Source organism: Varibaculum timonense (assembly GCF_027694345.1).
Lineage (GTDB): Bacteria > Actinomycetota > Actinomycetes > Actinomycetales > Actinomycetaceae > Varibaculum > Varibaculum timonense_A.
Genome location: NZ_JAQEVU010000004.1, coordinates 181,541 through 199,515, shown reverse-complemented (window position 1 = coordinate 199,515; position 17,975 = coordinate 181,541). Strand labels below are relative to the sequence as shown.

The 17,975-nt window shown below is 50.9% G+C and carries 20 protein-coding genes and 3 tRNA genes; 9 read left to right on the top strand and 14 right to left on the bottom strand.

Annotation, left to right across the window (positions count from 1 at the left end):
* Positions 1-80: 80 nt before the first annotated feature.
* From PG728_RS04910 to PG728_RS04890, 5 genes are all read right to left on the bottom strand, one after another.
* On the bottom strand, positions 81-641 hold the full coding sequence (locus PG728_RS04910) for an NADH-quinone oxidoreductase subunit B (protein WP_072510565.1): 561 nt from the start codon (positions 639-641) through the stop codon (positions 81-83).
* A gap of 14 nt (positions 642-655) precedes the next feature.
* The gene (gene ndhC / locus PG728_RS04905; protein ID WP_072510564.1) at positions 656-1,024 is read right to left on the bottom strand and encodes an NADH-quinone oxidoreductase subunit A; all 369 of its coding nucleotides are present in this window, start codon (positions 1,022-1,024) and stop codon (positions 656-658) included.
* 103 nt (positions 1,025-1,127) lie between these two features.
* On the bottom strand, positions 1,128-2,417 hold the full coding sequence (locus PG728_RS04900; RefSeq protein WP_270626121.1) for a geranylgeranyl reductase family protein: 1,290 nt from the start codon (positions 2,415-2,417) through the stop codon (positions 1,128-1,130).
* 285 nt (positions 2,418-2,702) lie between these two features.
* Positions 2,703-3,410: a class I SAM-dependent methyltransferase gene (locus tag PG728_RS04895; RefSeq protein WP_333558165.1), complete on the bottom strand. Its 708-nt coding sequence runs from the start codon at positions 3,408-3,410 to the stop codon at positions 2,703-2,705.
* 59 nt (positions 3,411-3,469) lie between these two features.
* Entirely contained in the window at positions 3,470-4,219 is a 750-nt protein-coding gene (locus PG728_RS04890; RefSeq protein WP_270626120.1) for an HAD family hydrolase, read from the bottom strand.
* A gap of 74 nt (positions 4,220-4,293) precedes the next feature.
* Between PG728_RS04890 and PG728_RS04885 the strand changes: the two genes are divergently transcribed.
* On the top strand, positions 4,294-5,013 hold the full coding sequence (locus PG728_RS04885; RefSeq protein WP_072510560.1) for a histidine phosphatase family protein: 720 nt from the start codon (positions 4,294-4,296) through the stop codon (positions 5,011-5,013).
* Between the two features lie 71 nt (positions 5,014-5,084).
* Here PG728_RS04885 and PG728_RS04880 read toward each other — a convergent pair whose 3' ends face one another.
* From PG728_RS04880 to PG728_RS04865, 4 genes are all read right to left on the bottom strand, one after another.
* Entirely contained in the window at positions 5,085-5,624 is a 540-nt protein-coding gene (locus PG728_RS04880) for a PLDc N-terminal domain-containing protein (protein ID WP_270626119.1), read from the bottom strand.
* 36 nt (positions 5,625-5,660) lie between these two features.
* The gene (locus PG728_RS04875) at positions 5,661-6,551 is read right to left on the bottom strand and encodes a 1,4-dihydroxy-2-naphthoate polyprenyltransferase (protein ID WP_270626118.1); all 891 of its coding nucleotides are present in this window, start codon (positions 6,549-6,551) and stop codon (positions 5,661-5,663) included.
* A gap of 103 nt (positions 6,552-6,654) precedes the next feature.
* The gene (locus PG728_RS04870) at positions 6,655-8,400 is read right to left on the bottom strand and encodes a hypothetical protein (protein WP_270626117.1); all 1,746 of its coding nucleotides are present in this window, start codon (positions 8,398-8,400) and stop codon (positions 6,655-6,657) included.
* A 351-nt stretch (positions 8,401-8,751) separates the two neighbouring features.
* Entirely contained in the window at positions 8,752-9,597 is an 846-nt protein-coding gene (locus PG728_RS04865; RefSeq protein ID WP_408648204.1) for a Sir2 family NAD-dependent protein deacetylase, read from the bottom strand.
* A gap of 320 nt (positions 9,598-9,917) precedes the next feature.
* Here PG728_RS04865 and PG728_RS04860 point away from each other — a divergent pair, with 320 nt between their 5' ends.
* Genes PG728_RS04860 through thiL form a run of 3 tightly spaced genes read left to right on the top strand, consistent with a single transcriptional unit; the run spans position 9,918 to position 12,118 of the window.
* On the top strand, positions 9,918-10,169 hold the full coding sequence (locus tag PG728_RS04860; RefSeq protein WP_408648203.1) for a twin-arginine translocase TatA/TatE family subunit: 252 nt from the start codon (positions 9,918-9,920) through the stop codon (positions 10,167-10,169).
* Between the two features lie 16 nt (positions 10,170-10,185).
* Positions 10,186-10,971: a twin-arginine translocase subunit TatC gene (tatC, locus tag PG728_RS04855; RefSeq protein ID WP_270626115.1), complete on the top strand. Its 786-nt coding sequence runs from the start codon at positions 10,186-10,188 to the stop codon at positions 10,969-10,971.
* 10 nt (positions 10,972-10,981) lie between these two features.
* Positions 10,982-12,118, top strand: a complete 1,137-nt coding sequence (gene thiL, locus PG728_RS04850) for a thiamine-phosphate kinase (RefSeq protein WP_270626114.1) — start codon at positions 10,982-10,984, stop codon at positions 12,116-12,118.
* 4 nt (positions 12,119-12,122) lie between these two features.
* Here the strand turns inward: thiL and PG728_RS04845 are convergent.
* The 3 genes from PG728_RS04845 to PG728_RS04835 all read right to left on the bottom strand — a co-directional run bounded on the left by PG728_RS04845 (position 12,123) and on the right by PG728_RS04835 (position 12,397).
* Positions 12,123-12,198 (bottom strand) — tRNA-Phe (locus PG728_RS04845).
* 18 nt (positions 12,199-12,216) lie between these two features.
* Positions 12,217-12,290: transfer RNA gene (locus PG728_RS04840), tRNA-Asp, on the bottom strand.
* Positions 12,291-12,324: 34 nt separating this feature from the next.
* Positions 12,325-12,397: transfer RNA gene (locus tag PG728_RS04835), tRNA-Glu, on the bottom strand.
* A 165-nt stretch (positions 12,398-12,562) separates the two neighbouring features.
* Here PG728_RS04835 and PG728_RS04830 point away from each other — a divergent pair.
* The 4 genes from PG728_RS04830 to PG728_RS04815 all read left to right on the top strand — a co-directional run bounded on the left by PG728_RS04830 (position 12,563) and on the right by PG728_RS04815 (position 15,432).
* A complete protein-coding gene (locus PG728_RS04830) occupies positions 12,563-13,747 on the top strand; it encodes a mechanosensitive ion channel family protein (RefSeq protein ID WP_072510554.1) in 1,185 nt (394 codons plus the stop codon).
* A 7-nt stretch (positions 13,748-13,754) separates the two neighbouring features.
* Positions 13,755-14,177, top strand: coding sequence for a peptide-methionine (R)-S-oxide reductase MsrB (gene msrB, locus PG728_RS04825; RefSeq protein ID WP_270626113.1), 423 nt, complete (start codon positions 13,755-13,757; stop codon positions 14,175-14,177).
* On the top strand, positions 14,158-14,991 hold the full coding sequence (locus PG728_RS04820; RefSeq protein WP_270626112.1) for an endonuclease/exonuclease/phosphatase family protein: 834 nt from the start codon (positions 14,158-14,160) through the stop codon (positions 14,989-14,991). The genes msrB and PG728_RS04820 overlap by 20 nt, the downstream gene beginning before the upstream one ends.
* Positions 14,992-15,177: 186 nt before the next feature.
* Positions 15,178-15,432 carry a GlsB/YeaQ/YmgE family stress response membrane protein gene (locus PG728_RS04815; protein ID WP_072510551.1) on the top strand — a complete coding sequence of 85 codons (255 nt, stop codon included), beginning with the start codon at positions 15,178-15,180 and terminating at the stop codon, positions 15,430-15,432.
* A gap of 343 nt (positions 15,433-15,775) precedes the next feature.
* Here PG728_RS04815 and PG728_RS04810 read toward each other — a convergent pair whose 3' ends face one another.
* Positions 15,776-16,687, bottom strand: coding sequence for a phosphoribosylaminoimidazolesuccinocarboxamide synthase (locus PG728_RS04810; protein WP_270626110.1), 912 nt, complete (start codon positions 16,685-16,687; stop codon positions 15,776-15,778).
* Positions 16,688-16,811: 124 nt separating this feature from the next.
* On the opposite strand from PG728_RS04810, the gene PG728_RS04805 reads away from it, so the two are divergent.
* Positions 16,812-17,717, top strand: a complete 906-nt coding sequence (locus PG728_RS04805; RefSeq protein ID WP_270626109.1) for a cation diffusion facilitator family transporter — start codon at positions 16,812-16,814, stop codon at positions 17,715-17,717.
* Here PG728_RS04805 and PG728_RS04800 read toward each other — a convergent pair.
* Positions 17,706-17,972: a hypothetical protein gene (locus tag PG728_RS04800; protein WP_270626108.1), complete on the bottom strand. Its 267-nt coding sequence runs from the start codon at positions 17,970-17,972 to the stop codon at positions 17,706-17,708. The two genes, PG728_RS04805 and PG728_RS04800, sit on opposite strands and share 12 nt — an antisense overlap.
* Positions 17,973-17,975 lie beyond the last annotated feature (3 nt).

The window sequence follows — 17,975 nt, the reverse complement described above, 5'->3', positions numbered from 1 at the left end:
GCCACGCGGGGCGCTAACCTCAACTGCTACCGGCCCGTCCTCTACATCGGAATGCAGGACTACTGTCTTGTCGTCTGTACTCACGCCAACAGTCCTTTCATCTGGGAAGTAGGAGTCGCTGCCAAAGCTGCTTGTTCTGCTTTACGGGCAATCTCCAAGCGTTCTTTTTGGGTGATGGGGGTGCGGTAATGAATCTGATCCCACAGCACCATAATTGCATGAATCAGGGCTTCTGGGCGGGGAGGGCATCCGGGCAGGTAAACATCTACAGGAACTACGTGGTCGCAGCCTTGTACCACCGCATAGTTATTGAAAACCCCTCCTGAGGACGCGCAGGCTCCCATAGAGATAACCCACTTGGGCTCGGGCATGGCATCGTAGCAGTTCCGAATAATCGGTGCCATCTTCCAGGAAACCCTACCCGAGACAATCATCAAATCAGCATGGCGGGGCGAGGCACGGAATACCTCCATCCCGAAACGGGAAATATCGAAACGAGGGGTTCCAGTGGCCATCATCTCGATAGCGCAGCAGGCTAGACCCATAGTTACCGGCCAGAGGCTGGCTTTACGGCTTAGACCCATGAATTTATCTAGGCTGGTAAGCGCGACTCCTGCCGGTATCTCATTATCAAAAGACATGCTTTACCTCTCTCTTAATAGTCCAGTCCGCCCCGGCGCCACTCATAAATGTAGGGCACCAGCACCAAAACGATGAACAACAAAATGTCGATTAGTACCGGAATGGCCATCACTTGACCAAAGTGACTTATCGATACGGCAAATGGATACAGGAACACCATTTCCACATCGAAGACGATAAACGTCATTGCGATTAAGTAATACTTAATCGGGAAACGCCCTCGCGCGTCCTCGTGAGCATTAGAGTCAATTCCGCATTCGTAAGTACCCAGCTTTACCTGGTTTTTACGTGCCGGTCCTAGGAGCGCGGACAGTACCAAACCGCCCACGGCCAGCACAATCGCTACCGCGCCCATTATTAACAGTGATGCCGATGGACTCATTTGGTCTCCACATCCTTCTTGTCTGCCCAGTCATCTCTGAACTGGCAACTGCCGTAGTTTCCGGTTCTTTTCCGGCTCAAATCTTCTATCTCAAAAATGTTCCTCATGATGGTTTTACCACCTTAGTCAGAATTTGTAGCACCCGGTCGGAGGCTACTCCGCCACGGCGTTCATAACCATCAGAAAGCATTTTATGGACAAAACGCATCAATGCCGGTTTGTCCAAACCATATTTGGTGCAGGCGTGCATAATTTTCGGGTTTTCGATTAGTCGCACGAATACGCGACCTAGACTGTAGTAGCCTCCGTATTGATCTTGCAGGTCGCGAGGATATTCCTGGAGGGCGAGTTCGGCTTGAGCGCGCGAGGTACGACCTAGTGCCTGGATTAAAGCATCGGCTGCGCGCCGCCCGGCAAACATTGCCGGAGCAATGCCCTCTCCGTTGAATGGCGACACCATTCCGGCAGCATCCCCAACCAAAAGTAGCCCATTTTCGTAAGCCGGTTTACGATTAAATGCCATCGGCAAGGGCGCTGAACGCAGCGAACCAATCATGTTTTCTTCGCTGAGCCCCCACTGTTTCGGCAAGTTAGCTACCCAGCGATTAAATATCTGTTTATAGGGCAATTTGGTTGATTGTGCACCCGAAGATACCGAGCCTAGCCCCACGTTTACAATCCCGTCGCCCATCGGGAACAGCCATCCGTAACCGGGCAACAGGTTTGAATGACCGGGCTTACCGTCCCACAGTTCCAGGTGGGACTCCATCATTTCTTCGTTACCGCGAGGGGAATAGAAATACGCCCGTGCCGCCACCGCCAGGGGGCGATTCTTGAGGGGGGTTCGCCCTTGCCGAGAGGCTAAACGAGCATTTGCTCCGGTGCAATCAACCACGTAGCGAGCACGGAATTCACGATTCTTTTTTTGCCGAGTTTGTGGCTCGCGCACGATTGCGCTTACCCCGCAGGCGTAACCGTCAGCGTCTGTAACCAGGTCTTGTACGGCGGTGTTTTCAATTAGTCGCGCACCGCAAGCGACCGCTTGCTGAATAAGTCGCTGGTCAAGCTCGGTTCGCTTGCAAGTGAGCCCGTAGGAGGGAAGCGAAGATTTTTCAGGCCACGGTAGGGTAATTCGATGTCCCCCACCAATTACACTGAGCCCCCGATTGACTTGCCATCCCTCTTCAACCGGGTTAATCCCCATTGCTAGGATTTCTTTTACCGCTCCCGGGGTTAGACCGTCACCGCAGATTTTGTCCCGCGGGAACGCAGATTTTTCTAGGACGAGGACGTCTATACCGGCTTTAGCGAGGTGATAGGCAGTTGCGGCCCCGGCAGGACCAGCCCCTACGACCAGCACTTGACACTGATCTTTTGCAATCTTAGTTGCCATGCCGGTTTGCCCCCTCCCGCAGTGTAGGCGTCCTCTTGACTAGATGGACTTAAACAAGTTTAACCAGGTTTTAGGCACGCTGCGCACGCCCATACTAGGCTAACTTGCTTTCCTATCTGGTTGAAGTCAGAGCAATTTGTGCTGGCAGAATGAAAATCCCACTATTTTGTTCATTAGAATCCCGAATCGATTAAGCAAGTTCTTCCTTACCTAATTCTAACTGCGTGCCTAATCGCGGTGATTATCTTGACGGTTCTACACGTTTGTATAAAACCGCTATCCGCCCTATTTATAGGCTCGATGAATCGCCACCGCACCTAAAGTTAGATTGCGATACGAGACTTCACCCCAGCCGTTTTCCTGAATCAGTTTTCCCAAGGTTTCTTGATTTGGCCAATCCAAAATTGAGTCAAACAGGTAGGTGTAGGCATCCGAATCTGAAGAAATTAGACGACCCGCTACCGGCAGCACGTTTCGCATATAAAGCTCATAAGCTTTGGCAATAAACGGCGACGGAGGGGTAGAAAACTCCATAATCGCGAGCTTTCCACCCGGTTTCGTAACTCGCGCCAGCTCTTGTAAAGCAAGCGCGGGATTATTCATATTCCTAAACCCAAAAGAGCAGGTAACGGTATCAAATTGTTCGTCAGAAAAGGGCAAATCATGGGCATCGGCAACTATAAAGTTGAGCTCCGGATGTCGCTTTTTGCCCTCCGCCACCATCCCGGGAGAAAAATCGCAACAAGTTACCTCGGCTCCCGCGCGATAAAAACTGAGTGAGGACGTGCCGGTACCCGCCGCAATATCTAAAACTTTCTGCCCTGGGCGCGCAGCTACAACTTTAGATAGGCAGCGTCGCCAAATCCGGTGTTGCCCAAAAGTCATAAAATCGTTTGTCAAGTCATAACGGGCGGCAACCTGATCGAACATTCCGGAGACCTCCTCCGGTTGCTTATCTAAACCAGCCGCTAACTTTGAATCGTTGTTAGTCAAAATGATTCCTTCCAAATAGGACATCTGCCAGGTTAGTCAGAAATAGTCTCAGTTTCCAGCTATTGATCTAATCCTTTAAGTTCCAGTCCCCGCCGCCTAGCCTTAACCTTTTGGAGAATCTTGCTGATTCGCGAGCGACGCCTAAAATCTATCACCGGCCAGCCACGTTGAAATGCCCGCACCCGCAACCAAATATCAGGATTAATCGCCGAAGGTTTACCCACTAAAGTCAGCAGGGGCATATCATTATCGGAATCTGAATAGGCAAAACATTGGGTAAGGTCGTATCCACGTTCTTTAGCCAATGCTATTACTGTTTCTCGTTTACCTTGAGAATGCATTAGCTCAGATGCGAGCTGTGGTTGGTAAACACCGTCCTTAACCGCAATCTGGGTACCGATACCTCCGGTTAGCCCCAGGCGCTCGGCCAACATTTGCGGTAGCTCTGCGGGTGCGGCTGAAATCAACCAAATATCGTGACCGGCAGCCAAATGGCGTTTGATTAACCCTTGCGCCTGAGGGAACAGTTTTTTCTCTAATAAATCGCATACCTGCTCAGAGATTGCCATTATCTCTTGGCGTGAATGTCCTGCCATTACTCGCAAAGCTCGATTTTTTACATGTTCAATACGATTTTGATCTTCCCCTAGCACAACGTACATGAAAGCGTGACGTGCTGCGAAGAACAGGTCAGATACCCCAAAGAATCGGTGGCGGAACAATTCGCGAGTGAGTATCCAAGAGCTGGCTCCCCGAATTACGGTTTCGTCTACATCAAAGAAGGCTGCTACTCTCGGTTTCGCTTTCACGTCTCTACCCTACCTATTTGGCGGCGCTCCTCGCACCCAGTCTTATGCAAGATTGGTTTGTTAGAGTGGTGTCTATGCAGAAGCTGACCACGATTCATTTAATGCGCCACGGGGAAGTGGATAATCCTGACGGGGTTCTTTATGGACGTTTACCCGGTTACCATCTAACCGACTTGGGCAAGCAAATGGCGCAGATGAGCGCGGAATATCTATTGGAAAAAGGGGCTTATTTAGAGGCGATTATTTCTTCTCCTCTAGAGCGAGCAGTAGAGTCAGCTACTCCGGCTTCCCAGCTGTTTGATTTGCCGATTAGCACCGACAAGCGTCTGCTCGAATCTATGAATATGTTTGAGGGCGAAGTGGTCAATGGCAACCGCGCCGCCCTGTTTCATCCGCGGAACTGGCCTCGTTACCGTAATGTGCTGCGTCCGTCTTGGTGTGAGCCTTATGCGGTTCAAGCCAGTAGGGTTAGGGAGGCGGTGCGTTCAGCTTTACATTCACCGATTAAGGATTCTTCCCGCTTGGGACACTCGGATGATGGTTCGCAGATCCGGGAAATCTTGCTGGTATCTCACCAGCTTCCTATCTGGGCTTTTCGCCTTTTTGTGGAGGGTCGCCCGCTTGCACATTTGCCTAACCGGCGTCAATGCTCCCTCGCTTCTCTGACTTCTCTGACGTTCCTTGGTAATACCTTGATTTCTTTGGATTATTGTGAACCGGCAGCGCCTTTGCTCGCTCGCGCCAGCGATATGGTGCCTGGCACTTCGGCTGCCGCTTTAAATCAAGGTAACTAGACCCTGCCTAGCTGGATTTATCTTTATCGGGCTACCCTCTAGGAATGTAGCCAAGTTGAAGCGGTAGAGCTTTATTCCGGGGAGGACGCTTCTTCCGGAGGGTTGCTGCCCGGATTGGTCTCGCCCTCCTCACCTTCCGGCGTGGGAGCTATATCCTCACTCGCAATGCTATCTTCAATGCTACCGGTGGATTTTTGGTCGTTAGCAACAGGGGGTTGGTTTTTCGTGGCACGTTTTTTTGCTTCTTCTTCCGCCTCGCGTGCCAGACGTTCCCGCCGCATTTTTGCCTCAATCGAGAACAGGAAATCGGGGTTATCATCAGGAGCTTGCGGTATCTCCGGTTCGCGCGATTCGGAACGCTCGGCGCCACCCCGGAAGATTTCTAGCGGATTTTTAGGGATTTCGACTCTTCCATCAGAGGTTTCGGCTTTGCTAGCCCAGGAAATGACAATCCAAGCTAAGGGGCCTAGTAACGGTAACAGAATAATTATTAGCAACCAGAATGCCCGTGGCAGCCTCCCAGGTAAATCTGTTTTAGCTGTGCGTAAGCAGTCCACCAGCGCATACACGGCTAGCAGAATTTGTACCAGGGTAATAACTACCGCAACCATGTTCTCAAGCCTAGCAACAACCGAGCTTTTAGCCACCTATAGCCCCAGATAGGCCCAGCCTAAACCAATCGCCACTCCATAGATTAAGGTGATTTGCCCCACTTGTTTCAGGGTTTTTATTAGTTCTTTTCCGCTAGCCCCACGCAAGACTGTTGCCATTGCCAGACTCATCAAAATCGCCATTACCACGCCGAACACTATTGCAATCCAGCGAAGATTAAATGAGACTACCCCCAAAATCAGTGCCCCATAGAGGTAGATAGCGAACAGGTATCTTGAGGTCTTATCCCCCAACTTCACCGCTAGCGTATTTTTTCCGCTTTGGCGATCGCCAGCAATATCGCGAAGATTGTTTACTAATAGCAATGCGCAAGAAAGCAGCCCGATCCCGCTGGCCGCTGCCCAGGTACGCCAAGGAAGAGAGGCGGTTTGCACCCAAATAGTGCCCTCGGTCGCTAATAAGCCAAAGAAAGCAAATACCATGAGTTCTGAAATCCCAGGCAGATAGCCGTAGGGATGTTTGCCACCGGTATAGAACCAGGCTGCTAGCACCGCCAAGGCTCCGAGCAGAATCAACAGGTAGCTTCCTGACCAAATACACAGCCCCAAACCAGATATTGCCGCCAAAAAATAGCAGCTGATAGCGGCGGCTAGTACCGCTTTGGGGGTAGCTAAGCCCTGCCCGGTAAGGCGGGTAGGGCCAACCCGTTTCCCGCTCGAGTCAGTTCCGCGAATCCCATCGGAATAATCATTAGAGAAGTTCACTCCCACCTGGAAAGATAACGCGACCAGTAGGGCGAGCAGAGATTTACCTATCGAGGCTTGCTGCAAACCAATAGCCGCCCCTATTCCCATTACTACCGGCGCTAAGGACGCGGGCAGAGTTTTAGGACGGGCAGCTTCAATCCATTGCGAACCAGTAGCCATGGATTACTAGATTCCTTTCTTTAAATTCCGATTTAAGTCTCGTATATTCACGCACCCAACGTTAATGCGCGTCCTTTGCACAGGTGGCTGTCCCCTTTTGGGGCTATCTAATCCAGGCTTCCCCGGCTGCTACCCGGCGCGCCGCCAAGTCCCGACAGGCACCGCGATCTGGGTTTCCTTTCAGGTCGAGCGGGATTTTGTCTACCAGAACGAGGGCGCGCGGAGCGTGTGCCCGGTCGAGCTGCCCGGTAACCAGCGAACGTACCAGCATAGCTAAATCTGTAGAAGGTTCTGATTCGTCCTCGGTCGGAATAGTTGATTTATGAGGGTAATCGCCTCGGTCACCGCGTTGCGTATCTGCCGGTATCTTTGCCGCCGCAATCTCCATTTCCTCCATATCACCGTCCAAGTCCTCAGGTAATCCCACTGAGGCTGCTTGCCCACTATTGGCGGTGGGGAAATATATTTCTCCCTGTTCCGTAGGGTTCGCTGTACCCCGAGCTACCTCGTAGATTCCCGCTGGTAACTGTCCAGTCTCGGCGGCAGCAACCACATCGACATCGGCTCCCCTGATTTTGGCTGCCATGGCAGCCATTGCTGCCTCTAGGGGGGTTAGCTGCGCAGAGGAATCTTCTTCCCCTTCAGCGGGTAGACCCGCTAATTTTCGAACCTTCTCGGAATCAACCTTGACTTTTGGTTGCTGAGAGAACAGAGGTGAGTTTTCGGATTTAACTTCCAGATTATGCTGGGGATTTAGGAGCTGGCGAGCAACATCAGCTGCCGGTTCGATTACGGCGGTCACCAAGGAACCCCATTTGGAATCGGGAACCCCAACTACCACCACCTGTTCGACTTGCGGCAAATCGCGAATAACTCGCTCTACTAGGGAAGCTTGGATACGTATGCCCGCACTAGAGATTACATCCCGTAACCGCCCATCAACTTCCAGACGAGGCCCGCGCATATGACCGGCATCTTTAGAGCGAAGCCAACGTTTGCGTCCTCGGGAAACAAAATCAACCTCGCCCGGTGTACCCAGGTAGCCGAGCATCATGCATATCCCGGAAAGCCAAATCCTATCCCCGATAGTTGCGACATGAACTCCCGCGACTGGCTGTCCCTCCAGGACGCATATCCCGCATGATTCAGGAATTCCGTAGGCTTTAACAATCTCAATACCGGCTTCTTTAGCCGCCCGCGCCAGGAGGTCGTGGCTGGTTAAACCGGTAACCATCAGAGAAGATACTGCCTGAAGGTCAGCGCGCTCAGCCGGAGGAATTTCTAATAGCTCCCCCAACTGGGTTTTTGTAATCTGCATATAGATGGGTGCTTCATCCCGACTAGAACGGTCTTTCGCTCTTTCTACCGCACGAAGTATCTCTTTGGCGCTGGCAGGTCGGGTTTTGGCTGCAATAATTGGCGGGATACCAACCGCGATAGCGCGCGCGAGAGTCATAATCCCGTCAATTTCAGTTGCCGGGGTGGCTAATATCCATCTACCTGGTCTACCTACCGCCGCATTAACCGCATCAGCCATAGTTTTAATAGCAAGTTGCGAGTAGCAGATAACCGAGGCGGTGGCGGGCGCTGATAAAGCTAATACCGCTGATTCAGGCAGCGCTTTACGCCGAGTCTCATATTCTTGAAGTTCAGCAGGAAATGCCGCGTTTTGAGGAAATGGGAAAAGAACCTGTCTTACCTTGACGGAGGCGCGGCGAGGGTTTTGGGAAGTAACGGCGGAGGAGCTTTCTTTGCTTCCTATAAGTTTGGCTAGCGCCGAAAGTAGCGTTGAGACATCCGCCGGGGAATCACCTATCGGCAGGTAATGAAAAGGAGAAAGGATTTCCATTGCGACTTCCTGAAAGTAAAGTTGTATCGACAGTTATTCTAGCCTGTTATTAACTTAGAGCTCTTAAAGCAGCGTAGCCAAATAACTAGCTAAAACTGCCACATGGAAACAAAATATGGTTCGTGACACATTATAAAAGATTAGGTTTCTTTTATTTTTCAGGTATACTGAAGAGAGCCGGTCGCTCCGGCTATTTTAGGGGAACGTGTGTCAAGATAACCCCCTAAACTACAACCTAGAGTCGGTTTCACATATGCGCAGGAGGGAGCGCGTGAAACCGACTCTAGGCATTTATAGGCTGCCGTGGCAACCATGCCCTCAGCACCGGAAAACCCCAGGTAACACCGTGAGCTAATCCAATAGCTGGGAAGCTATCAGCTCTAAGACTTGCGAGGAACCTCCAGATACCCGCACGTCAGCCAGAGAATCAGCGGCAGTAGCTCCGCGATTAATCACCGCCACTTTCGCTCCAGTCCCCCAGGCTTCCCGCAACACCCACAGCCCAGTTAAAACAGCCAAGGAAGTTCCCACCGCCAGCACCACATCGGCTTCCCGCGCCGCTGCAAAAGAACGCTCTATCGCCTCGCCGGGTAGGGACTCTCCGAAAAAGACGATTCCAGGTTTAATAATCCCGCCACAGCGCGGACAGGAAAGCAGGTTAAACTGGCAGGCACGCGCCGCCTGCTCATCGGCCGCCGCCAGGACTGCCACATTTTTGGGGTCAGGGTCATCCTTTACATCCGGATTAAGTTTACGCAGCTGGAGGTCAATATACTCACGTGAAAACACTGCTTTGCAGCCTAGACATTGCACTTCCTCGAAACTGCCATGCAGCAGCTGCACATTCTTACAACCTGCTTTGCGGTCTAAGCCATCTACGTTTTGGGTGGCGATGCAATTAACCAGCCCCGCGTCCTCTAGGCGTGCTAAAGCCCGATGTCCGGGAGTAGGCTGCAGCCGCGCCACAGTTTTCCAGGTTTCCTGGTTGCGGCGCCACACCCATTTGCGCCAATAAAGCTCGCCTAAAAACTGATCCATATCTACGGTAGGCATTCCCGACGAACCGGTGCCACGATAATCCGGAATCCCCGCATCGGTGGACATCCCTGCCCCCGCAACCACAATTGTTTTCTTGCCCGCCATCAAATCGGCAATGGCCAGGGCTCCTGCTTTTTCATCAGTAATGAACTCGCTCACGTTTTGCCTCCCGCCCTCAGATTACCCCGTTTAGAGGACGAACACCTCGGAAGAAGCCGATTAACAGCTTTTAGAAACTTTCGGTTTAGTTTCGACCTACAAATGGCAGGTATTTTGCAGGTCTTATAGGAGAGTTAATCCCCCAGCTTCCTAAGTATGGGAGTATCGGACAGAACCCGAAACTTTCAACTATTTTCAATTCAGCAACCTATTTGGCTTCTCAGCCCGCTACAATTAGGGAAGATTCTTTATTGAAATGACCTAGTAATGAAGGGACGGATACCGCCGTGCGACCCGTACACATTCTGATTCTGTTACTCGTGTTGATTATCATTTTTGGAGCTTCCAAACTGCCTGATATTGCCCGCAATATCGGCAAATCTGCAAAAGTTCTCAAGTCGGAACTTTCTGACCTCAGCGAAGATAGCAGTAACAAGCAAGTAGCGGCAGAACCTCAGAACCCGCAAATCCCCGCCGCACCCCCCGCTAGCTCTCCTGGTGCAGCTTCCCCCTCGTCCTCTCAAACCCCGAATGAACAAACGGAAATAGCCAATCCACCGGAAAACAAATAGCCCCCCCTCGCCCTCTATGCCGGGACAAAAAAAGACCAATCCGCAAGCCCGTATGCGGGTAAGCGAACACCTGCTGGAACTGCGTAAACGCTTACTTCTAGCGCTATTAGGTATCTTTGTAGCCTCAATCGGAGGGTGGTTTTTAGTTACCCCCACCTTGAATTGGATGCAAGAGCCATTGCGTTCCGTCAGCGAACAGGCACCGCAACTAAACTTTCAGACTATCGGTGCCGCATTTGATTTGCGGATTCAGGTTTCCCTGTGGCTGGGAGTATTAATTTCTGCTCCCTGGTGGATTTTTCAAATAGGAGCGTTTATCTCTCCGGGGCTGAAGCGAAAAGAAAAAATCTATATCGTAGCTTTCGGTTTAACTGGTCTTTTACTTTTCAGTGGGGGCGCTTTATCCGGTATTTGGATTATCCCCAAGGCGGTAGCAATCCTTAATTCTTTCACCCCAGAGGGCGCGGTAATGCTGTTGCGGGCGGATTCCTATATCACCTTCTTTATGCGAATGGTTTTAGCTTTCGGGCTTTCTTGCCTGGCTCCCGAAATCTTGGTGGCGCTGAACTTTGCGGGAGTAATGAAAGCTAAAAGTATGTTGAAAGGTTGGCGGTGGGCAGTGGTACTGGCCGCTGTTTTTTCGGCAATCGCCAATCCCCTACCTACCGCCTGGCCGATGATTGTGCAAATGTCGGCGCTGATTGGGCTTTATCTTTTGGCAGTAGGCATATCTGCGTTCAATGATTGGATACGGAGCGGTGGCAGCCTAACTAGGCTCTTCAACAAAAAGCGGAAAAAGTAAGCTGTCAGGCATGAGTATTACCGACCCGAAAGCCAGATACAGTGCATTTCCTCCGGTTACTCCCGAGGATAAGCTGATTGCTGATTTTACCCAAACGCTGCGAGTTCATTCTCGGGTGCTAGTAGGTTCCGGAGACGACTGCGCGGTACTGAAACACCCCGATGGGAACAGTGTAGTTTCTACCGATGTATTGGTAGAGGGAGTGCATTTTCGCCGTGATTGGATGAGCCTGGAACAAATCGGCAGGCGTGCTGCCGCCCAAAACGCTGCCGACATTGCGGCTATGGGGGCATCGGCCCACAGTGCAGTGGCCGCAGTTACGATTCCTAAAGATATGGGTAAAGCAGATATACACTCCCTGGCTACCGGTTTGGCTTGCGGGCTGGAAAGCTATGGATACGCCCTAGTTGGAGGGGATTTGTCTTCCGGACCTTGTCTGCAAGTAGCGGTTACGGTTATTGGAGATTTGCAAGGACGCACCCCGCTTTTACGCTCCGGAGCTAAAGCGGGCGACCTGGTTTATTTCGCGGGCAACCTAGGCTATTCTGCCGCCGGATTAGCCTTGCTGGAACGCTTTGGAAACCCGGATTCGGTTAAATCCGCCCTCCCTGAGGAGTTAGTCCAACTCGCGCAAGAAGTTATTTCCCGCTACCAGGTTCCGGTAATTCCCGCCTGTCTAGCTGCCCAGTTAGCTGCTAGCGGAGCACACGCCCTTATGGACATTTCCGATGGTCTCAGCCGTGACGGCGCTAAAATCGCTGCTGCTTCCGGGGTGGTTATCAATTTGCAGACCGCTAAGCTAGCTAAATATGCGCAGCGACTGGCGGGACTGGCTCAGGTTCTTAATAGGGATAGCTGGGATTGGGTACTGGGAGGCGGCGAAGATCACGGGTTGCTGTGCAGTGCTCCTCCCGGTTTTTCAGTTCCTGGTTTTATCCCTATTGGCGAGGTGGTAGCCTTGCCCGGAACTGGAAAGTCTCTAGGCAGTACCAACGGATTTGAATCCGTAGATATCGACGATACTAGCTTTTGTGCGAACAACGGCGACATTGGTAGCCAACATGGTGGAGCGTTCCTATTAGTGGATGGGAAAAGCAGCTATCAGAGCGGATGGGATCATTTTGCTTCCGAAAATAAAGCTAGCTAAGACGTGGTGGCTCCGACCGGCATCGATCCGGTGACCTTTCGATTTTCAGTCGAACGCTCTCCCAACTGAGCTACAGAGCCTAGGGTCGATAAGACCTGCGACCCAGACGGGACTTGAACCCGCGACCTCCGCCGTGACAGGGCGGCGCGCTAACCAACTGCGCCACTGGGCCATATTCTTTTATGTTTCCACCTTCCGGCAGATCGTACCCCCAACGGGATTCGAACCCGTGCCGCCGCCGTGAAAGGGCGGTGTCCTAGGCCTCTAGACGATGGGGGCCTCGCGGCCTGGTCCAAAGACCTCGGCTCAGACTTGAATAACTTTACCGGGCAAAGGCAAGCAAAGGCAAAGCGATTTCCTATGAAGCCTCTCACAACTGCGACCTACCCTCTATTTTACTCTTTAAGAACTGCATTTTTTGGCTGCAAACCGTAATCTAGAGGTATGCAGCTGCACCCTTGGGAGGCTTCCCCGTCTGACGAAACTGTCGAGCAAGTATTCGACTGGCTAACGAGTCTGGCCGGTATGGGGATAGGGGTAGTCGCCGGGATTATCTTGGCGCTAATCACTACCGCAATTTTGAAACTACTCGCCAGGCGCGAGCCACTCACTAAACTGATTCTCGACCGCGCCACCCGCGCCTTTTACCTGACGATGATTATCCTCGGTGCCTATTTGGGCTGGAAATACACTACCTCGGGTCTAAATATCGAGAGTTCGACTGGCATTGGGCGGTTTAGCCATGGACTGCTGATAGCGGTTATTTTGGTATTAACGTTCCTCACTACGCGCATCTGCTATCTGATAGAGGACGTGGCGGTCAAAGCTAACCAAGATAAGCCTTCTCGCAACCGCTCTAAGATGCTTACTCAGGCGCAAGTTATTCGCCGGGTTTTACAAGCAGTTGTAGTGGTAGTGGGAATTGCTAGCGCTATTTTGACTTTCCCCTCAGCTCAGGTGGCAATGAGCTCTATGTTAGCTTCTGCCGGTGTCGCCTCGATTGTGGCTACCTTGGCTGCTCAATCTACTTTGGCTAACGTGTTTGCTGGTTTACAGCTCGCCCTATCGGATGCTCTGCGGGTAGGAGACAAAGTTCAGGTTCCGGGGTTAGACGGCACTAAAGAACTGGGGACAGTAGAGGAAATTACGCTTACCTACGTGGTGTTGAGCCTCTATGATGAGCGGCGAATGATTGTTCCCTCTACGCATTTCACCCAACAGAAATTTGAGAATTGGACACGCAAGCATAGTCAGCAGTTAGGGATAGTGGAACTGCAATTGGATTATTCAGCGCCTATCGATTCGATTCGCGCTCAAGTTGATTTATTGCTTTCCGGCACCGAACTTTGGGATGGTCGCAGCGCTAGCGTCGAAGTCTCTGATATGAGCCCCGATTGCCAGACAGTCCGGATTTCTGTGTCCGCTGCCGACAGCTCTAACCTTTGGATACTTCGCTGTTACCTGCGAGAACAATTAATTCAATGGTTAGTGAAAGAAGTCCCCTGGGCGCTAGTTTCCCGCCGAATTCAACCGCAAGAGGTTCGTTACCTGAGCCGTGAGCGTTCCGATGAAGAAGTACACCGCCTGGCACGTAAGTTGGCTGGTGAAAACAATCCACAGAAAGGTTAAGATTCCAATGAGTAACTTTGATCCTCACACCGCGAGCGAGGCCGATTGGCGTCAGCGTCTAGACGCAAACGAATACCACGTTTTGCGGCAAGCCGGTACTGAGCGTCCCGGAACCGGAGAGTATCTCCATGAGAATCGGGTAGGAATTTATCGTTGCCGAGCCTGCGGGGCACAGCTCTTTAGCTCCACCACCAAGTTTGATTCTCATTGTGGTTGGCCCGCATTTTTCCAGCCCGAGGACGCAGCAGTCACCTATCACCAAGATTCTTCGCATGGGATGATTAGAACCGAGGTGCGTTGCGCTAACTGTGAAAGCCACCTGGGGCACGTGTTCGAGGACGCTCCCGATATGCCTGGGGGGCAGCGCTATTGCATTAACTCTATCTGCCTAGACTTCAAGGCGGACGATAATGCGGATTATCAGCGCTAATCTGCAACATGGCACTCCTGCTAAGGGCGTAGAGCCGAGCCAGGATTGTTGGCATGATTTGGCTAAGCAGTTTGCTTCTTACCAAGCGGACGCTATTTGTCTGCAAGAAGTTGATTTTTATCAGCTACACACTGGTTTTAGTAACCAAACCCGCGCCCTTGCCCATGCTTTAAGTCAGGAAACTGGGACTACCTGGCACTATCGTTTTTTAGGGTTTTTTGCCGGTCAGGTAGTTTTAGGGGTGCGCTTACCGGTTGCGCTTCCCAAATCTGTAAAGACAAATTTATTTAACCCTTTTCGCGCTGACCGTCCTTTGGTTGGTGGATACGGGCTGGGGATTCTCACCCCGCATCCGGTGCGCCGCTGGGTGAGTGCAAAACTGGGAGCAGCTCCGCCTCGCATCACTATTAACGGTTGGGATATGCGCAACTGGAGTTTTTATGGGGGACAAACCCGCAACCTATTAGGGGCAGAGGTTTTAACTAAACAGGGTAGCTTCCTGCTGGGTTGCACGCACCTGGAGTTAGGGTCTGTTACTGCGGCAAATCAGCTAGGTCGTTCTTGGCAGGGTTTATGTGCTTTAGCTGGTAGCGCTACCCCAGTGCTAGCTGGGGATTTCAATTTACGCAATGATGCGGTACGTGACATATTTCCCTATTTAACTATCGCTGATGCTTTGACTTATCCTGCGAACCAACCCAGTTTTCAAATAGATCACGTTCTAGCACCCCCTCACTGTCAGGTTGTATCAGCCGAAAATATTAAAATGCCGATTTCTGATCACCGCGCCCTATTCGTGGATTTGAATCCATAGACACCTTCACGCAGCTTAATGAGCAGGTGAAGGCTGGTTTTACAGTCTTCGCAGCAAAAGAATTGCGGGTCATAGTTTTTTCATTACTAGCGATAACCTTGGACATTGCCTACGGGGAAGTGTTAAACCGGAAAGGTACAACCAACGATTTACGAAGAGAAATCACGATTAATACAGGAGAAGATTATGGGTTGGATTGGTGCAATTATTGCTGGCGGTATTATTGGCGCTTTAGCTCGGCTATTTATGAAGGGCGAGCAAAACATGGGGATGCTAATCACCATTATTATCGGTATGGTTTCGGCGGGGCTGTCTGATTGGCTTCTCGTTAAACTAATTGGTGATGGTCATTCGGTAATTAGCTTCATTGTTGCGATTGTAATCGCGGTGGCTCTGATTTCCTTGTACTTGGGTCTTCGGGGACGCCCCAAGAATGGCTAGTCTTTGAGCCTTAGCGTTTGACACGCTGATAAGGATTTTAATCGAGGGCGGATTTGGTAAATTAGTTGCCGAATCCGCCCTCTTTTCCTGCTGGTTATCCCCAGTTATCCCCAGGATTAGGGTAAATACCCCAACTAACAATCTCGCAGCCTAAAGAGCTGCGGTAACACACAAAACCGCCTCTACCCTCAAGGTTTACTTGAGGGTGAGCAATAATAATTTGACAGAACCCTTAGGGATAAACTCAAGGAAAAAGTTATCCACAGATTTTATCCACAGGGTTGTTAGCTTATTTAATAACTGCTGCAAAAGCTGTGGAATAAACTTGTTAATAGATAATCCGCTACTCGTTGAGAGTACGTCCAGTTAAAGTTTCATAAATCTCTTGATAGCGATTAGCTGTCTGCTGCACCACAGATTCCGGAATCTTCGGGGGAGTTTGCAACTTGTACGGCTGCCAATGACATTCTTCAGAATCCACCCAGTCACGTAGCATTTGGGAATCTAGTTGTGGGTTGGGTTTACCCACCTGGTAGCTATCGGCATTCCAAAACCGCGAAGAATCGGGAGTGAGAACCTCGTCTCCTAACACCACCGCCTCTCCTCCATAAGGCAGAGCTGAACCGAACTCAAACTTGGTGGAGCCTAAAATAACTCCCCGTTCCCAGGCGATTTTAGCGGCTCGGTCATAAAGGTCTAGGGAATACTCGATTATTTTATCTACCCGTCCACTACCAACCAGGGACTGTAATGCTTCCCAAGAAACATTGTTATCGTGCCTACCCATCTGAGTTTTAGCTACCGGGTTAAACACTGGTTTGTCTAGTTTTTGATCGCGCTGTAAGCCCTCCGGCATACGCACCCCAGCGATTGTGCCTTTTTCTTGATATTCGCGCCATGCCTGCCCTACTAGGTAGCCGGATACGTGACATTCCAAAGGGTACATATCGAGATGACGGCAAATCATGGCACGACCCGCTACCATCTCGGGCACTGAGGAAGTAGACAGAAAATGATTTGGGATACAGTCCCCTAGCTGTTCTAACCACCAGGTCGTTAGCTGGGTTAGAGCAAGACCTTTTCCGGGAATTTCCGTAGGAAAAACCTGACCATAGGCGCTAAAACGGTCAGTAGCAACTATTAGAACCGTTTCTGAATCATAAGTTGATTGTCCCGCAGGGTAATAGATTTCTCGTTCTTTACCAGAAAACAGATGACGCCATCCACGCAGCGCCGGAGTGTTACTTGACGACATATTTATCATTCTTACATGTTTTATTTAGCTATGTGAGAGTGGGGGTTAAATGTTGAAAAGCCGTGTGGTTAAATAAGTATCGACCTTAACTATCAGGTACTGCCCAATTCGAGAGGTTACAACTTTGCATCAGCATTCTCCGACCACCGGCTCTACTCGTACCCGGCTATTAATCGCAGCTGCGATAACTTTTGGGGTGCTTCTCGCCCAGCTAGTCGGGGCGGTTTTATCTCATTCTTTGGCTTTAGCTGCCGATACCGGTCATGTGGCAATCGATTCTGTGGGGCTATTACTGGCTGCTTTTACCGCCACTTTAATGACCCGCCCTAGTACGGACGCTCTAACCTATGGTTATGCCCGGTTAGAAGCAATTGCTGGCGGAATCCAGGCGGGCATGATTATCATCATTTGCGCTGTCATTGGATATGAGGGGATTGCGCATTTAATCACCCCTATTCCGGTTGATGGCACCCAGATGGCAGCCTGGGCGGTGGCGGGTCTGCTGGGAAACTTGCTTTCGATGCTGGTAATGGCGGGACGTCACCGGGATAACTTAAACATTCGCGCGGCCTTTCTAGAGGTGACCGTAGATGCTATTTCCTCGGTTGGGGTAATTGCTGGAGGGATAGTTACTCGTTTAACTGGGATTAACCGCTTTGATGCCGTTATTTCTCTGTTAATCGCTGCCGCCATGTTGCCCCGCGGCTATAAACTACTCAAAGATGCAGGGGAGATTTTGCTTGACCGCGCCCCCAAGGAACTAAATGTAGCGGAGATTCGCCAACATATTTTGCGGGTAGACCATGTTACCGGACTTCACGACCTGCACGTATGGCCCCTAAATTCCCACACTGTATTACTGTCAGCCCATATCATCATAGCTAAACAGTGTTATAAAGATGGACACGCCCTCGAAGTATTACACCAGGTAGAAACCTGTATGAAAACTCATTTCCCGCGAAAAATCGAACACTGCACTTTTCAAATCGAACCCGAGGGGCACGCTGCCCATGAACTCTTAAAGCATTAACCCCCAAAGGATTAATCCCCCCAGCAAAGAGACTCCCCCCAAATCGGGACTATTTGAAATCTGCCAAATTCCCAGGAACTCAACAGTATTACGGTTGCGCATCCAGTTACCAAGGGCAATGGCAGCTCTGTCAGTTTTCTTCACCGCAAGATCGTATACCACCGCTCTGTCACCGGTTGATTGGGTTACTAAGGTCGTGGTCACAGTTGAGGGCGTGTTTTCCTGGTTACAGTACACCGTTAGAGCCTGAGACATTAG

Bases quoted from the DNA above. Each gene is read 5' to 3' on its own strand.
- PG728_RS04910 (WP_072510565.1), bottom strand. From the start codon at position 641: ATGTCTTTTGATAATGAGATACCGGCAGGAGTCGCGCTTACCAGCCTA.
- ndhC (WP_072510564.1), bottom strand. From the start codon at position 1,024: ATGAGTCCATCGGCATCACTGTTAATAATGGGCGCGGTAGCGATTGTG.
- PG728_RS04900 (WP_270626121.1), bottom strand. From the start codon at position 2,417: ATGGCAACTAAGATTGCAAAAGATCAGTGTCAAGTGCTGGTCGTAGGG.
- PG728_RS04885 (WP_072510560.1), top strand. From the start codon at position 4,294: ATGCAGAAGCTGACCACGATTCATTTAATGCGCCACGGGGAAGTGGAT.
- PG728_RS04880 (WP_270626119.1), bottom strand. From the start codon at position 5,624: ATGGTTGCGGTAGTTATTACCCTGGTACAAATTCTGCTAGCCGTGTAT.
- PG728_RS04875 (WP_270626118.1), bottom strand. From the start codon at position 6,551: ATGGCTACTGGTTCGCAATGGATTGAAGCTGCCCGTCCTAAAACTCTG.
- PG728_RS04870 (WP_270626117.1), bottom strand. From the start codon at position 8,400: ATGGAAATCCTTTCTCCTTTTCATTACCTGCCGATAGGTGATTCCCCG.
- tatC (WP_270626115.1), top strand. From the start codon at position 10,186: ATGCCGGGACAAAAAAAGACCAATCCGCAAGCCCGTATGCGGGTAAGC.
- thiL (WP_270626114.1), top strand. From the start codon at position 10,982: ATGAGTATTACCGACCCGAAAGCCAGATACAGTGCATTTCCTCCGGTT.
- PG728_RS04830 (WP_072510554.1), top strand. From the start codon at position 12,563: ATGCAGCTGCACCCTTGGGAGGCTTCCCCGTCTGACGAAACTGTCGAG.
- msrB (WP_270626113.1), top strand. From the start codon at position 13,755: ATGAGTAACTTTGATCCTCACACCGCGAGCGAGGCCGATTGGCGTCAG.
- PG728_RS04820 (WP_270626112.1), top strand. From the start codon at position 14,158: ATGCGGATTATCAGCGCTAATCTGCAACATGGCACTCCTGCTAAGGGC.
- PG728_RS04815 (WP_072510551.1), top strand. From the start codon at position 15,178: ATGGGTTGGATTGGTGCAATTATTGCTGGCGGTATTATTGGCGCTTTA.
- PG728_RS04810 (WP_270626110.1), bottom strand. From the start codon at position 16,687: ATGTCGTCAAGTAACACTCCGGCGCTGCGTGGATGGCGTCATCTGTTT.
- PG728_RS04800 (WP_270626108.1), bottom strand. From the start codon at position 17,972: ATGTCTCAGGCTCTAACGGTGTACTGTAACCAGGAAAACACGCCCTCA.